Source organism: Bradyrhizobium sp. HKCCYLRH2060 (genome assembly GCF_051168135.1).
In the GTDB taxonomy this organism is placed as follows: Bacteria; Pseudomonadota; Alphaproteobacteria; order Rhizobiales; family Xanthobacteraceae; genus Bradyrhizobium.
In genome coordinates this window covers 37,062-52,031 of sequence record NZ_JBNPUK010000017.1, presented here as the reverse complement: position 1 = coordinate 52,031, position 14,970 = coordinate 37,062, and the positions used below count along the sequence as shown (strand labels likewise).

The following is a 14,970-nucleotide window of genomic DNA, read 5'->3' as shown; positions in this document are numbered from 1 at the left end:
GCTCGATTACGGGTTCACCGGATCGTCAATGCAAAACCCGTTCCCATTGCGGCAAATCGGGCTTGCGCCAACCGAACGGCGCAGGCCGCCGAGCGGGAAGAGATAAGGACCGGAGCGGCCGTAATTCTTCGGGCGAAACGTGAAACCTGCCGGATCGCGCTGACCTCGTCTGCAGCAATCTGCGGCCTTCGAGGATCCTTCGTCCGACGCCGATTCGCGGCGATCAGTCGGGCAGCACCCCCGAGCAGCCGGAGCCCCCGGCCCCTGGCTCGCAGACGCGCGCGTCGGCGGCTCTCTTCGCGGAGGGAGCCGGCTATTTCTTCTCCATCACACACTGCAACGGATGCTGGTGCTTGCGGGCGAAGTCCATCACCTGCGTCACCTTGGTCTCGGCGATCTCGTAGGTGAAGACGCCGCACTCCCCGATGCCGTGATGGTGCACGTGGAGCATGATCTTGGTCGCGGCCTCGACGTCCTTGTTGAAGAACTTCTCCAGGACGTGAACGACGAATTCCATCGGCGTGTAATCGTCGTTCAGGATCAGGACGCGGTAGAGGTTGGGGCGCTTGGTCTTCGGCTTGACCTTGGTGATCACGGACGTGACCGGGCCACCGGTGCCACCGGACTTGTTGTCGTTATTGCTCATCCTGGGCGCGGATCGGTTCAATCTGGAAGTTGGCTGCGACATCTTGCACGCGTTAGATATGGCTGCGAGGCTCCCAATAAAGAGTTTCCCTCGGAGGGGTGCTCTCAATAAGGGTTGCCCCGACCTGTCCCCTGCCGGGCCGCTTTCCGCCACCCGGTCCTGCTTTCCAGATCGCCTGTCCCAGCCGACCGGTCCGGTCGGACCGACACCAGGAATATGGGTCAGCGACCGGTTTGCCGCAAGCGCAGGCCCAGGACGGGCCGGCGCTCCGGCAGGACCGATTCCCTGCCCCGGCGATGAGGCGCAAGGTTAATCAAACCGGTCGCATTTTACAAAGCCCATTCAGCGGGCATTGACAGGGAACCAGCTCGGTTGCGGGCGCGGCGCCAGGCTGCGGGCATTGGCCCGGTGTTTCGCGGTTTCGATTTACCCGTCCTTGACGAAGCCGAACCGAAAACACCTGCAGAAAACCATAATTGGTGAGCGACATGACCGATGTCTCCTTCATTCGTTTCTGCCGCCGCGCTGTCCGACGGTTCGCCTGCGACCGCGGCGGCAACATCTCCATGCTGTTCGCCATCGCGCTCGTCCCCATCCTGGCCTTCGTCGGCGCAGGCGTCGACTACAGCCGGCTGAACGCCGCGCGGTCGTCGATGCAGGCTGCGCTCGACGCCACCTCGCTGATGCTGTCGCGCGACTTGGCGCAGGGCACCATCAGCGCAACCGACATCGGAACCAAGGCAAGCGCCTATTTCAAGGCGCTCTACACCAGCACGGACGCGCAGAACGTCACCGTGACGGCCAGCTATACCGCCTCGACCACAACGTCGGCCTCCAACATCCAATTGTCGGCCTCCGGCCAGATCGTCACCCAGTTCATGAGGATTGCCGGCTTTCCGACCATGGACTTCGGCGTCAAAACGACATCGACCTGGGGCGACGTGAAGATGCGAGTGGCGCTCGCGCTCGACAATACCGGCTCGATGGCGTCCAGCGGCAAGATGTCCGCGCTGCAGAACGCCGTGGCCGGCAGCGGCGGGCTGATCGACCAGCTCAGCGCGCTGGCCAAGACCCCGGGCGACGTCTACATCTCGGTCGTTCCATTCGCCAAGGTCGTCAACGTCGGCGCCAGCAATTACGCCAAGGACTGGATCGACTGGACCGACTGGCAGAATCCGCCCACGATCCAGCCTGCCAATGGTTCCTATCAGGCCGCAATCCCGAACGGCAGCTACACGCAATCGCAATGGGACATGGTGGGACCGGGATCCTCCTGTCCGTTCAAGTCCGGCAACGGCTTTCCCTACTTCTCCTGCACCAGCGACCCGGCGACCGGGAGTTCGAGCGCCTCGAGGATTCCGTCGAGCGGGAGCTACACCGGCTACGTCTGCCCGGGCTATGATTCAGCCTCGCACAGCTACTACAATGGCTGCTGGAACAGCGTTCAGACCAGCACGCGGGTGAACTGGTGCACCGGCAGCTATTGCAGCTGCCCGACCAGCGGCAGCAATCTTCCGAACAACACGTGCAGCTGCACGGGAAGCGGATCCAGCACGGTGTGCAAGGTCAACACCTTCACCCACACCTGGGTCGCCAACACCAAGAGCACCTGGACCGGATGCGTCGCCGACCGCACCCAGCCGAACGACGCGAATGCCGTGTCGCCGGCGACCTCCGACGTGACGACGCTGTTCCCGGCCAACCAGCACATGGAGAACAACATCCAGTACTGCAGCAGCACGGCCTCGACGAAACTCGCGGAGATCGTGCCGCTCAGCTACAGCTGGAGCTCGCTCAAGAGCGCCGTCAACGCCATGCAGCCGACCGGCGGCACCAACCAGGCGATCGGACTTGCCTGGGCCGTGCAGTCGCTGATTCCGAACGGCGTGCTGGGCGCGCCGGCGGAGGACGTCAACACCACCTATAATCGCGTCATCATCCTGCTGTCGGACGGCCTGAACACCGAGGACCGCTGGCCCGAATACGGCAACGGCTCGTCGCAAGCCTCGGGCAACCCGATCGACGCGCGCCAGGCCCTGCTCTGCTCGAACCTGAAGAACACCAAGGATTCGAAGGGCAACGCGATGTACACGATCTACACGATCCAGGTGAACACGAGCTCGCCCGCCGACCCGACCTCGACCGTGCTGCAGAACTGCGCCAGCAGTCCCGACAAATTCTACATGCTGACGAGTTCGAGCCAGATCGTGACCACGTTCAACTCGATCGGCACCGCATTGTCGAAGCTGCGGGTCGCCAAATAGCAGAAGCGCCGGGCCCCCGACAGCGCTCTGCCTTCAGCCAACAAAAAAGCCCGGCGCAAGCCGGGCTTTGTGCTCCCTGCGGGCGCGAACGGTCAGTGCGCGGCCGGAGGGGTGAACTTGGCGGCGATGCCTTCCAGCGGCTTGAACGCCTGCTTGGCGAGATCCGAATACAGCCCGGCGATCTTCTGCGAATCGGCGACGAAGGTCTCGTAGGCCGACTTGGCGAACTCGGTCTGCACCTCGAGCACCTTGTCGAGCGACTTCACGCCCTGGAGCTTCTCGACGAACGACTTGGTGTCCTCGAACGACTTCTTGGTGTAGTCGCCATAGGCGGTTGCGATGGCTTGGAGGCCGTTCTGCACGGTCGTCGCGGAGTTCACGACGGTCTCGAACTGCTCTTTGCCGTAGTTCTGAAAGTCTTCAACCTTAAACATGTGGCATTCCTTTCCCTGACTTTGAGCGCCCTCAGGGAAGCCCCGGCTCCCTGACGCGATCACAATATAGTGCAGCGCACAAAATCAATCAAGAATCTTGTGCAATGCACCATCATGGGCATTGCTCCCCGATCCACCGTCAGGCGCTCCAACCCGGGTCAGTTCGGCAGAAATACCGGCCATCGCCGCAAGGTTTCTTTAATCCTTTGGCAACTCGACCGTCCTAACCTCTCCGGTGGTCCCGGCCAGCGTCGGCCGAACCGTAAAGCTGTTCTAAAACAGCGTCTTAACAAAACCTCAGTTCGGGCCCTTCGATGCTAGGCAGCGTCACGGCACGATCGGGAGGTCCGACAGGCACGGTCAAAGGGGCGTTCGGCACAATTTCGCCTTACGAGCCGGTGATCACGTCAGAAATTGGACGGGGATTTCATGCTTCGCAAAAAAATGGCTTCCTCGCGCCTGTTGCGAGTTGGCGTCTACGGACTGATCACCCTCGCGACGGCAGCAGTGGTCACGGTCGACAGCGCAGAAGCGCGCCGGCGTCATCGGCACCACCACGCGCGTCACTCGCCCCATACCGACGAAGGCAGCTACAGCCCGGCCTTCGCCTCGATCATCGTCGACGGCAATTCGGGCGCGACCCTGACCGCGACCAACCCGGACGCATTGCGGCATCCCGCGTCGCTTACCAAGATCATGACTCTCTATCTGCTGTTCGAGCGCCTGGAGTCGGGCAAGATGAAGCTCGACACCGAGATGCCGGTGTCCGAGCACGCCTCCGAGCAGTCGCCGACCAAGCTCGGCCTGCGCCCCGGCCAGACCATCCGCGTCGAGGACGCGATCAAGGGCCTGGTGACGCGCTCGGCCAACGACGCTGCGGTGGTCATTGCCGAGGCGATCGGCGGCGACGAGGATGATTTCGCCAAGATGATGACGCGCAAGGCGCGCTCGCTCGGCATGAGCCGCACCACTTATGTCAACGCCTCGGGCCTGCCCGCCGACGAGCAGATCACGACGGCACGCGACCAGTCGATTCTCGGCCGCGCCATCCAGGACCGCTTCCCGCGTTACTATCGCTACTTTTCGACCGAGGTCTTCAATTATCGCGGCCAGTCGATCCGCAACCACAATCACCTGCTCGGCAGCGTCGAGGGCGTCGACGGTATCAAGACCGGGTACACGCGCGCGTCCGGATTCAATCTCGTGACCTCGCTGCGCCGCGGCAACCGCCATCTGATCGGCGTCGTGTTGGGCGGCCGCAGCGGCGGTTCGCGCGACGCGATCATGCGCAATTTGCTCGCCGAGAACCTCGAGAAGGGCGCGACCAAGCGCACCGTCGCGGCGATCGGCGAGCGCGGCGGCTCCGATGCCGGCGACGACCGGGGCACGGTCCAGCTCGCCTCGGCGGCGCCAGAGGCCCCGGCCCCGAGCCGCGCCGCCAAGCTGATCTCGACCCTGTCGGAAGCCACCGCGGCCCTGCCGCCGGCGGCGCCGAAGGAAGCGAAGGTCGAGCCCGCGCCGATGACATCGGGTGTGATCCAGACCCAGCCGATGTCGATCGTTCCCGGTTCGACCGAGCCGATGAAGCCCGTCAAGGTCAGGACCGTTCAGGTCAAGGCCGGCGCGGTCAAGCTCGCCACGGCGGCCCCGCAGCCGGTGGCGCCACCGCCTGCCCCGATTGCACAGCGCATCGAAGCGATCGAGCCGGCGCCGCCGATGGTGCGCGCCGAAGCCGCCCGCCCCGAGATGCCGCCGCAGCCGCCGGGCCATGGCACCGGCAACGGCATTCTCGGCGTGCTGCCCGCCTCCAGCCTGCCGGCAGGCTCGTCGCAGGCCATGGCCTATGCCGCGCCTCCGGCCCAGCCGACGCAGATCGCCTCCGCGAGCGCTGCGCCGGAGCTCCCGAGCAAGTCGTCCGTCACGCGGAGCGGCTGGATCATTCAGGTCGGAGCGCTGGACAACGAGGCTGAGGCCCAGAAGCGGATCGAGGCGGCCCGCAGCTCGGCACAAGGTCTCCTCAGCAAGGCCGATCCCTTCACCGAGACGGTCGCGAAGGGCGACAAGACCCTCATCCGCGCCCGCTTCGCCGGCCTCGATCGTGATCAGGCCGAGGCCGTCTGCAAGAAGCTGAAGCGCGCCGACATCTCCTGCATGACCGTGCACAACTAACGCACCGACATCACGACATATGAGGCCCGCGCGACACACGCGCGGGCCTTTTTCTTTGCGCGCGTGCGACACCGCCGCGAACGCGCTCGCGCAAACCACTCGTCAAGGAATTGCCGCTAGAACTTTTTCACCATGTCGCACGATCGCGCCTGACAGAGCCGGGAGCCGCTGATGTCGACATGGCTGTGATGGAAGCAGTTTCGATCTGTGGCGTTGGTGGCGTTACCGGAGTTAGCCGTGATGCGTACGAAGCAGAGTATCCTTGGCCTCGTTCACCCGGGCGGCGAGATACGTCGACCCCCCTTGGTCGGGATGCAGTTTCTTCATGAGCGCACGGTGGGCACGCCCGATCTCGTCTCGCCCCGCGCCCGGCTGCAGGCCAAGGATCTGATAGGCCTCCTCTTCCGTCATTTTGGAGCTCGACGCCGCGCGGCGCTGCCGCCCTGCCGCATCGCCTTGCGCGTGCTGACGCCAAGTGGGAAACCGGCGGTCCAGATAAGTTTCAAGTAGAGCGACGCTGTCGGCATCGAGGCTCGGTGCCATCGCCGCGAGCTGCGGCAGATCGAACTCGTCGAGCGACCGGCCGGCATGGATGCCGGCGACGAAGCGGCCCAGCATCTGGCCACTGTCGTGATCGAGCACCATCTCGATGAATTGCGAGCGCACCCGCGAGCTCTGACCGGACGAGCGCTGCCCACCCAGCCCGAACATGCTGCCGAGATTGCCGAGCCCGCCGGGTGACCAGCCGAGCAGCCCCGCCCCGAACAACCCGATCGGGATCGCCACCACCAGCTCGCCGCGAAGGCCGGTGAAAGCTGCCGCCGCAAGGCAGCCGATGCCGCCGGCAACCTTGATCGCGCGCGCCAGCGCCGCCGGATTGGCGTTCCGGAACATCTGCAGCAACAGATAAAGGGTGATGACGGCGACGGCGCCAGCGATCAGTGTCATGGGCCGAATATAGAGCGTGTCGGCACAAAAAGCATGATCGACTGCGTCCCCGACCGGCAGGCTCGAGCCGGTGCGCTTGATGTTGGCGGCGGCCGAAATCGATCTCTACTTCATCTGCCCGATCAGGCGTGCCGCGCCCGCTTCGGAGCCGGCGAGCCGGAGCAGCGCCGCGCGACCGCCCGCAGCGTAGGCCGCGGCGGCGCGCAGGAGCTCGCGCAACTGCGCGGAGGCGCCCGGATCGAACCTGCACCACGCTCCTCCCGAGAGCCGCGCCATCTCGCGAAACGCCTGCTCGGCCGCGGGCTCATGGCCCTCCTGGAACATGAACAGCGGGACCTTCAACAGCCCGAGCTCGCCGGCCTTCGCACAGAGCTCGTCGACATTCTCCTCCATCGCGTCGCCAACGAACACGACGGCGCGGATTCCGGACGCTGTCGCATGGCGCCGCGCCTCGGCAAGAACCTTGCCGATCTGGGTCTTGCCGCCGCGGCAATCGATCTTGCCCATCAGCCGGGCGAGCTCAGCGCTGTCGGAGATCCAGCCCGTGGCGCGACATTCGTTGAAGCCCCTGTAGTACACCAGCCGGATATCGAGGCTGCCGAGGGCTGCGGCCTCGCGAAACATGTCGGCCTGCAGGGCGCAGGCCATGTCCCAGGTCGGCTGGCGGCTCAGGGTCGCATCGAGCGCGAAGACGAGGCGGCCTCTGGTCCCCAGAGCCGCGGGAGCCATGGCCTTGGCCTGCGCGACGAATGCCGCAATCGCGTCTGCCGTGGAATGCTCATTGTCCGGCAAGCGCTGCTGACGCGAGCCATCGTCGGGCGAGGTGATCGGGGCAGAACCGGGCTTCGAACGATGATCGACCATGCACGCACCTTGCTCGGACGCGCATCATGTGGGCAGGCGGATGGACAGCTTCAATGACGGCAGTGACATCTGCCGGATACGCCGTTCGTTCCCGTCGCAAGGGCCGCAAGGATCAGGCGAGACCGGCGTGCGCCCCGCCCCTGCCCCCTCAATGCGTCAGCGGCTTGGCCGGCGTCGCGGTCTTGCCGACCGGCGCATAAGGCGCGACGGGACCCGGATCGAGCAACGGGGTATTGGTCTTGACCGGCCCGATGTCGCTGGTGCTGTCGCTATCGGCGAGGAACTTGTCCAGCATGGCCTGGATCGACGACTTGGCATCGTCAGGTCCGGTGTCGCGCATGTCGTTGTGCTGGAAGTCCGTCTTGACGACGGTGATGCCTTCCTTCTCGCAGATGTCGTCGCTCGGGATCACGCCGGGATCGGTCTTGAATTGCGGGTCCTTCGAGCGGAACGACAGGATCTTGAACTTGCCGTCGGTAACGAACGGGACGCGGAGGTTGTCGAGCGTGACGACCTTGCGGACGTCTTCAGGATACTGCTTGGCGAAATACATTGAGATGTCGCCGCCCATCGAATGACCAACAATCGTCAGATGATCATAGTCGGCATTCGGTTGCACTTGGTGCATCTGCTCGACGGCGAATCGGATGTTGGCGACACCGCGCTGGATCTGCGGCAGCCGGCCGACATAGGGCTCGCCGATCTTCGTCACCATCGGCGCATCGGTCGGCAGGTCGTGCTGGATGCTGACCGCCATGTAGCCGCGCGCAGCAAATACGTTGGCCAGGAACGAGTACTCGGTGAACTTGACGGTGTTGCCGTGATTGAGGATCGCGACCGGCAGCTTGATCATGCCGGCTTCGGCCTGCATCTCCTTGTCGCGGCGGACGGCCACGGCGACTTCGACCAGACGGTTGTCGCGCGAGGCGTCATAGAACCTGATGGTCTCGTGCCGGATCGCCCACTTGCTCGCGGTGAAGTACCCGACGGCCGCCAGCACGCTGACAGACACAAGAACGGTTATTCCACGCTTCATGTTCGTCCCTCGGGAGCACAATCAAAGGTAGTTTTGAACCTGTAAGACTCTCGCGACCCGTTCTGTTTAATATATGTAACGGCGCTGTGACAGGAAGACCAAATGTTGTGAATCCGTCGCCCGTTCGTTGTGCGCCGCACCTAGTTGCTGTGCAGCAGAGCGGGTTCCACCGCCCTCTCTTGTGACTTGAGCCCTGAACGTCAGGTTCAAATCAGTCATGAATTTGACGGTAATCTAGCGAAATTGGCGGCTACGGCCTTGACCTGAGACAAATCTTCTTCCGTCCGGCCCAAACAGGCTGAACGCGCCGTTACTCGCCACCGCTGTCAGGAGATTGTTTAACCAGGCCGCGGGCACGTTCAACGCGCACAATGTCTCAGGCGAGGTCTCGCCTGAATGCGGACGGTATTCAGGCGCTGATGATGTCGTGCAGGTCGAGCGGCTTGTCGACCTGGGCGAACCATTCGGCGCGGTTTGCGGCGCGGCGGCGGCCGCGCTCGTCCAGCGGCAGCTTGAGCTGGCGCAACAGGCTGGTGACCTCCTCCCGGGCCGTGACGTGGCCGAGATTGGGGCGGGTGCCCAGGGTCGCCTCGTCGATGTCGTCGAGCGCGGTCAGTCCGCGCGGGAAGAACTCGCGATAGACGACGCGTTCGGCAAAGCCGTCGATGGCGCGAAAGCCGAGCCGCAGCGACAGGTCCTTGAGGCCGTCGGCGACCAGTTGCTTGTTGCGGGAGCCGAGCATCGACAGCCGGTTGCGGACCACGATCCAGTCGGTCATCGCACCGTCCACCTGGCGGCGCTTGCGCCGGACGTCACGCACCATCTCCGCATAGTGGCTCTCGCCGGTCACGGCATAGGTCGCGGGATCGACCGTTCCCAGCACGTCGAAGTCGAGGAAGCTGTCGTTGATCGGCGTGACCAGCGTATCCGCCATCGAATGCGCCAGGCGCATCAGGTAGCTGTCGTTGCCGGGCGTATCGATGACGATGAAATCGAACGAGCGTTCGACGGCGCTCACGGCCTCCATGAACTGCTGGAACTCGGTGTTCTCGTTCTCGTCGATCTGCAACGTCCTGCCGAGCTGGATGCAGTAGTGCGTCGGCAGCTCGAGGCGCAGGCCGGTGCGGCGCGCCCAGGCGCTCCGGTTGTTGATGTAGTGGGTGAAGCTCTGCTGGCGGCAATCGAGATCGATCGTGGCGACACGCTGGCCAGCCTTCAGGAGTGCCACGGCAATATGCAGGGCGGTGGTCGACTTGCCCGACCCGCCCTTCTCGTTTCCAAGCACAACCACGTGGGCCGAGCCCGATTGTCCTTGGCTAGTCTGCACCAGCATGTTGTCGACCTCTTACGATCATCTTCGAGTCACGGTCGTCTGCGGTCAAGTGAAATGCATCGTCATCGTGAATCCCACGGGGGAGCATCCTCCGCTACTACTTGACGCGCGCGTTTACCAACTCCGCATCGGACGCGGAGACGTGCTAACAGGCGTATTCAAGTATGCTGAGCGGCGTGCCGCGTCCTTGTTAAGGGCGGTCGCCCGAGCGTCAAGGCCGAACAGAGCAACCGCAATTTTTCGCTGTGAGATCGAGCAAAAATGTCACGAAGCCCGCGCGTCGCCCGCACCGTTTCCGCCCTCCGCCGCGAGCTCGACAGCTTGCGCGCGAGAAAAGCCAGCATCGCGCTCGTGCCGACCATGGGCGCGCTGCATGAAGGGCACATCTCGCTGGTCCGGCAGGCGAAGCGCCGCGCCGACAAGGTGGTCGTCTCGATCTTCGTCAACCCGACTCAGTTCGCGCCGACGGAGGATTTCGGGTCCTACCCCCGGACCTGGAAGGAGGATGTTGCGAAACTTGCGGCCGAGCGCGTCGATCTGATCTGGCATCCCGACGCGAAGGCGATGTATCCGGACGGCTTCGCGACGCGGATCGTGCCGGAAGGCGCGGCATTGGCCGGGCTGGAGGACCGCTTCCGTCCGCATTTCTTCGGCGGGGTGGCGACCGTGGTCGCCAAGCTGTTCACGCAATGCCGGCCGGACGTCGCGATCTTCGGCGAGAAGGACTATCAGCAGCTCCGCGTCGTCGCCCAGATGGCGCGCGACCTCGATCTCGGCGTCCGCGTCGTCGGATCGCGTACGGTGCGCGAACGCGACGGACTCGCGATGTCGTCGCGCAATGTCTACCTCTCGGCAGACGAGCGGCGGGTGGCGCCGACGCTGCACCGTGTCCTGAAGGAGCTGGCAGCCCGGCTGCGCGCCGGCGACGACATGCAGGCGGCGGTTGATGATGGCGCCGCCGCAATCACCGAAGCCGGCTTCGCCTTGGACTATCTCGAGGTCCGCCACGCCGAGACGCTGGCGCCCATCGCCCCGAACGAGTCGGGACCCAAGCGCATCCTGGTCGCAGCGAAGATCGGAACCACGCGACTGATCGACAATATCGCGGCGTGAGGCGCCGGGAGACCGGCGGTCCGCCAAGACACCGTGAGCGGCTCCCTCGCCCGCAAGGCAGAGGCAACGGCAGCCGACGCCGCCTCGAACGTACGCCCTGCCCTTGCGAGCGAGGCTGAACTTCCGCCGCGCGTGAGATGCTCACGCGCAACACCACCGGCACGTCGAGGTGCTACAGCAACCCGAGATCGCGCAGCTCGCGGCGCAGCGGCTCGGGCATGGCTTCGACGCCCGCCGCACTGGCCTTGCCGAGATCGGCCGGCGCATCCTCGGCGGTCAGATAGCGCCACCCCTGGAACGGACGCATCGGCCGCGGCGACACCGCGATCACCTTCGGCTGCATGATGATGCGGCACCGCCCGATGCCGTCGCCGTCGCGGAACGGCTCGATGCCGACGATCTTCTCGCGCGCGGCGACCTCACCGCGAATCACCCAGTACAGCGAGCCGCCGGCGAGGATGTCCTCGACCCGTTTCGGCGTCATCCGCGTGACATGGACGTGCTGCTGCGGCAGGCCCTTCTTCTTGGCCGCGAGCATGCGCTCGGCGATCCACTCCTTCAGCTCTTTCACGGACTCGCAGCCGACGGCGAGCTTGATCAGGTGCAGAGGCATGATGGCGGTTCAACCAGCGGGATCTATTCGTTGTTGGCGGCCGGCTCGGCGGGCTCAGGCGCCGCTTGAGGCGCCGCAGCGGCCGGCTTCGGCTTCGGCGCGGCCCTCTTGGCCGCCGGCGCCTGGGCGTGGCTGGCAGCAACGCTCGGTGGGGCTGCGGGCGACGGCGTAAGCTGCGTCGGCGGTTTCGGCGCCGCGGCTGCCGGGGCGGCCGAGCGCGTCGAGGCCGTCGGCTCGGGATTCATGATGCTGACCGGCGGGGTGTTCGCCGAGCTGGGAAATTCCGCGGTCGTCGGCTTGCCGCTCGGCGCCGACGGCGCCACCCCTGGAGGCGCCAATCCCGCAAAGGTTCCAGCGACGGGCTGGCCCGGCGCCGCATTCCACTGCGAGGCGTAGCGCGTCACCAGACCCTCATAGGTCCGCCCTTCCATGTTGTTCATCAGTTGCTGGCGATCGCCCACGGCACGGAACATCACGCAATCGCTCGGCGTGCAGCGGTCGCGTGTCAGCAGCACATAGGCCATCAGACCATAACGATCGCGCTCGACGGCGCGGCGCAGCGCCAGCAGCTCCGCGGTCATCACCTTGTTGGCGCTGGCGACGTCGCCCACCTGGGACAGCCGGCTCAGCATGCCCGCCGCATAGCTGACGGCAGCGGCCGTCATCTCGGCCGATCCGAACAGGCTCTTTTCGCAATTCGCGAGCACCAGGTCGCCGGCGAGATCATCCACGCAGGCCAGCGCGGGCGGCGAGAGGCCCACGGAGGCGGTCACCGCAGGATCGCCATTGGCGCCACGCGGGGTCGCATCCTGGCTCCGCATCATCGACGCCACCGCAATCCCGACCGCCAGCAGCGTGATCACCGTCAGCGCGCCGTTGGCGACCGATTTCTCGGCCCTGAGCAGCGTCGTCAGGACGACCAGCGCAAAGAAACCCGCCGCGGCAACGGTGAGCCACATCGGGAACGCCGGTGAGTTCAAGAGCTGATCCAACGAGGAAGGCCAGGTCGAGTTCATGCGCGCTTGTTCCTGACGTGGGCCAGCGAAAGCGGCCCCGATGGCGTCCCTACATGGGACGGCCGTGAAACGATCATCAAATTCAAATGATCACCCGATCGATTGCGGCCCCACCAAGACAATAAGACGATTCCATGCGCCTGCGGGCGCCGGATGGTGTGGAGCTACCCGCTATCCCCAAAAGGGATCGCGCAGCAATCGTCATCGTCTCGCGCCACGGCTCCCGAACGCGTGGCAACTCCCCCTCTCGCTTCGGCTACGTCTCCGGCGGCCGCGTCCGCCGACGCGGCACGTGGTTCTCAAGACAAGGCCAATTGGCTCTCTCTGGCAACCCGCTCAAAGGCTTCCGTCGAGCTTTTGATCCGATACTGGCAGTCGTCGTCTTCCGTCGGAAGCTGGCGGATGATCTCGTAGGTGCCTGTGGCCGCCGGACGCGAGACGTTGCTCGCGGTGAAATAGACGGTCGCCCCAATGGGGAACTTGTGTTTCAACGCCCTCTCCTGCTCGCATGCCGGCAAGAGCCCCTGGTCCCGCTGCCCGAGCCGGCGTGTCTTTATAAATATCGCGCTTATATCACGCCGCCGCCCGCCCTGACCAGCGACCTCACGACGTGGCAAACGCGGAGATTGCGAGATTCTTCAACGGGATGGGTCCGCAAACGGTATTCCTGGACGAGCGGCTCGGGGCGCGCTCGTCCACCACGGACCAAATCGCGAACAGACGAGACCGTTCAGACGTTCTCGACCCGCTCGATGACCCAGTCCTCCGCGAGGCCGTCCTTCACCCAGGCCGCGAAAGCCGGCATCGCCATCATCATGTCCATGTAGGCGCGGGTCTCAGCGGCGACCGGAATGGCGAAGCTGTGGAAGCGCGTGACCACCGGGGCGAACATGGCGTCGGCGGCACCGAAGCGGCCGAACAGGAACGGCCCGCCATGGCCGTAGCGGGCACGGCAGTCGCGCCAGATGTCCTCGATCCGCGCGATGTTGGCCTTGGCATCGGCTGACAGTTCCACCGGCCGCACCGGCCGGTGGAGATTCATCGGGCATTCGTTGCGCAAGGCCGGAAAGCCGGAGTGCATCTCGGCGCAGACCGATCGCGCATGGGCGCGGGCAGCGGCATCGGCGGGCCACAGCCCCGCCTGCGGGAAGCGCTCGGCGAGATATTCGATGATCGCGAGCGAATCCCACACGCTGATCGCGCCATCGATCAGGATCGGCACCTTGCCGGCCGGGGAATGCTTGAGGATGCGCGCCTTGTCGGCGGGATCGTCGGTGTAGAGCGGGATCACGATCTCATCGAAGGCGATGTCGCATCCGCGCAGCGCCAGCCAGGGCCGCATCGACCATGAGGAATAGTTCTTGTTGCCGATCACCAGCTTCAGCGTCATGTCGCACCGTCTCCGTGTTGGGCGTGGACGGCCCGCGCAGCCGCGCCGTCGACGCTCATGCTATCGGCGACGCATACAGGATGATCGGCCGTTGCGTCGACACACAAGCGCCCGACCACGCGCCCGCCTTCATGCGTCGCCGGCCGCAGATCAGCGGGCGAAATCTTGCGGCGTGAACGACATCTCGATCACCTTCCACTCGTCGTAGCGATCGGGAGGCAACATCGCGTAGGGCTGGCAGGCATTCAACGCCTGGACCGCGCTCTCCTTGAGCTGGATCGCCTTGGAGGCCGCGACGACCTCTATCACCTCCGGCTCTGTCGCCAGCCGTCCATCGGGTGTCATGCCGAAGCGCAGCCTGATGAGCACGTTGTCCGACAGCGACAGCGAGGCCGGCAGCCGCGCGCAGCTCCTGACCTTCTGCCGCAGAGCCGCTTCCAGATTGGCGGCGAGGTTCGTCGTCGCGGTCGGCCCGGCGTCCTTGCCGTCCTCCGGGCCGCCGGGACGCGGTAACGGAGACAATGGCTCGGGCAGACCGAGCATGACCCCATACTTCACCGTGAGATCCGGTTCGGGAGGCACATAGGTCGGCGCGGGTGCCGGCACGGGTGGCGGCGCCGGCTTGACGGCGGATCTGCTCTCCGCCTTTGCGGCCGTCTTCACCGCTTTGGGCGATGCTGCCGGCGCCGGCTGTTTCGCCGCCGGCGCGGCCGGCATCGGCGGATTGGGGGTCTCCTTGGCGTCCTGCGGCGGACTGGGCGGTGGCGGTGCGGCGGCCGCCGGCGAGGCGTTCGGGTCCGGCTGCGGCAGCACCAGCTCCGGCGTCGGGGATGGCGATGGCGTGGCGACAGGCTCGGGCGTCTTCTGCGGCTCGTCGGCGTCGACGATGTTGACCTCGATCTCGTCGCTCTTGGGCAGCTCATAAGGCCGGACCGTGGTCGAGACCATGACCCCACCGGCGATCAGGAGATGCGCGAGCACGGACGCGGCGATGCCCCAACGGATGAACTGCCAACGTTCCATGCTGCTTCACTACGCCCGCGCATGAGCGAAGGTGCGCGTCGCGCCATCGCTCCGATCATCGGCAGGGAATGCGGCAGCCGCCGTCGTGCGGCCCGCCGGCCGCGCCCTGTCATGTCAGGCT

14 protein-coding genes are annotated in these 14,970 nt (G+C 65.3%); 3 read left to right on the top strand and 11 right to left on the bottom strand.

What is annotated here, in order from left to right; translation table 11 throughout:
• Window positions 1-313: 313 nt before the first annotated feature.
• Window positions 314-646 (bottom strand): ATP-dependent Clp protease adapter ClpS, encoded by a 333-nt coding sequence (clpS, locus tag ACQR10_RS27025; protein ID WP_008960690.1) that lies wholly within the window; start codon window positions 644-646, stop codon window positions 314-316.
• A gap of 488 nt (window positions 647-1,134) precedes the next feature.
• Between clpS and ACQR10_RS27020 the strand changes: the two genes are divergently transcribed.
• A complete protein-coding gene (locus ACQR10_RS27020; protein WP_434912122.1) occupies window positions 1,135-2,910 on the top strand; it encodes a pilus assembly protein TadG-related protein in 1,776 nt (591 codons plus the stop codon).
• A 92-nt stretch (window positions 2,911-3,002) separates the two neighbouring features.
• Here ACQR10_RS27020 and ACQR10_RS27015 read toward each other — a convergent pair whose 3' ends face one another.
• Complete coding sequence (locus ACQR10_RS27015) at window positions 3,003-3,344, bottom strand: phasin family protein (RefSeq protein ID WP_315718372.1); 342 nt, start codon at window positions 3,342-3,344, stop codon at window positions 3,003-3,005.
• Window positions 3,345-3,773: 429 nt separating this feature from the next.
• Here ACQR10_RS27015 and ACQR10_RS27010 point away from each other — a divergent pair, with 429 nt between their 5' ends.
• Window positions 3,774-5,513: a serine hydrolase gene (locus tag ACQR10_RS27010; RefSeq protein WP_315804137.1), complete on the top strand. Its 1,740-nt coding sequence runs from the start codon at window positions 3,774-3,776 to the stop codon at window positions 5,511-5,513.
• 231 nt (window positions 5,514-5,744) lie between these two features.
• On the opposite strand, the gene ACQR10_RS27005 is transcribed toward ACQR10_RS27010, so the two are convergent.
• From ACQR10_RS27005 to ACQR10_RS26990, 4 genes are all read right to left on the bottom strand, one after another.
• Window positions 5,745-6,461 (bottom strand): DnaJ domain-containing protein, encoded by a 717-nt coding sequence (locus ACQR10_RS27005; RefSeq protein ID WP_434912121.1) that lies wholly within the window; start codon window positions 6,459-6,461, stop codon window positions 5,745-5,747.
• Between the two features lie 105 nt (window positions 6,462-6,566).
• Complete coding sequence (locus ACQR10_RS27000; protein WP_316181817.1) at window positions 6,567-7,325, bottom strand: VWA domain-containing protein; 759 nt, start codon at window positions 7,323-7,325, stop codon at window positions 6,567-6,569.
• Window positions 7,326-7,473: 148 nt separating this feature from the next.
• A complete protein-coding gene (locus tag ACQR10_RS26995) occupies window positions 7,474-8,361 on the bottom strand; it encodes an alpha/beta fold hydrolase (RefSeq protein ID WP_316237486.1) in 888 nt (295 codons plus the stop codon).
• Between the two features lie 409 nt (window positions 8,362-8,770).
• Complete coding sequence (locus ACQR10_RS26990; RefSeq protein ID WP_315718368.1) at window positions 8,771-9,694, bottom strand: division plane positioning ATPase MipZ; 924 nt, start codon at window positions 9,692-9,694, stop codon at window positions 8,771-8,773.
• Between the two features lie 261 nt (window positions 9,695-9,955).
• On the opposite strand from ACQR10_RS26990, the gene panC reads away from it, so the two are divergent.
• Complete coding sequence (gene panC / locus ACQR10_RS26985; RefSeq protein ID WP_315804142.1) at window positions 9,956-10,807, top strand: pantoate--beta-alanine ligase; 852 nt, start codon at window positions 9,956-9,958, stop codon at window positions 10,805-10,807.
• A gap of 172 nt (window positions 10,808-10,979) precedes the next feature.
• Here the strand turns inward: panC and ACQR10_RS26980 are convergent, their stop codons facing one another.
• The 5 genes from ACQR10_RS26980 to ACQR10_RS26960 form a co-directional block, all read right to left on the bottom strand.
• Entirely contained in the window at window positions 10,980-11,420 is a 441-nt protein-coding gene (locus ACQR10_RS26980; RefSeq protein ID WP_315804143.1) for a DUF1489 family protein, read from the bottom strand.
• A 23-nt stretch (window positions 11,421-11,443) separates the two neighbouring features.
• Window positions 11,444-12,436: a hypothetical protein gene (locus ACQR10_RS26975; RefSeq protein WP_316181809.1), complete on the bottom strand. Its 993-nt coding sequence runs from the start codon at window positions 12,434-12,436 to the stop codon at window positions 11,444-11,446.
• Window positions 12,437-12,735: 299 nt separating this feature from the next.
• Complete coding sequence (locus tag ACQR10_RS26970) at window positions 12,736-12,927, bottom strand: hypothetical protein (protein WP_315718364.1); 192 nt, start codon at window positions 12,925-12,927, stop codon at window positions 12,736-12,738.
• A gap of 239 nt (window positions 12,928-13,166) precedes the next feature.
• The gene (locus ACQR10_RS26965; protein WP_316181807.1) at window positions 13,167-13,826 is read right to left on the bottom strand and encodes a glutathione S-transferase family protein; all 660 of its coding nucleotides are present in this window, start codon (window positions 13,824-13,826) and stop codon (window positions 13,167-13,169) included.
• 150 nt (window positions 13,827-13,976) lie between these two features.
• The gene (locus ACQR10_RS26960) at window positions 13,977-14,849 is read right to left on the bottom strand and encodes a hypothetical protein (protein WP_316218260.1); all 873 of its coding nucleotides are present in this window, start codon (window positions 14,847-14,849) and stop codon (window positions 13,977-13,979) included.
• Window positions 14,850-14,970: the final 121 nt, after the last annotated feature.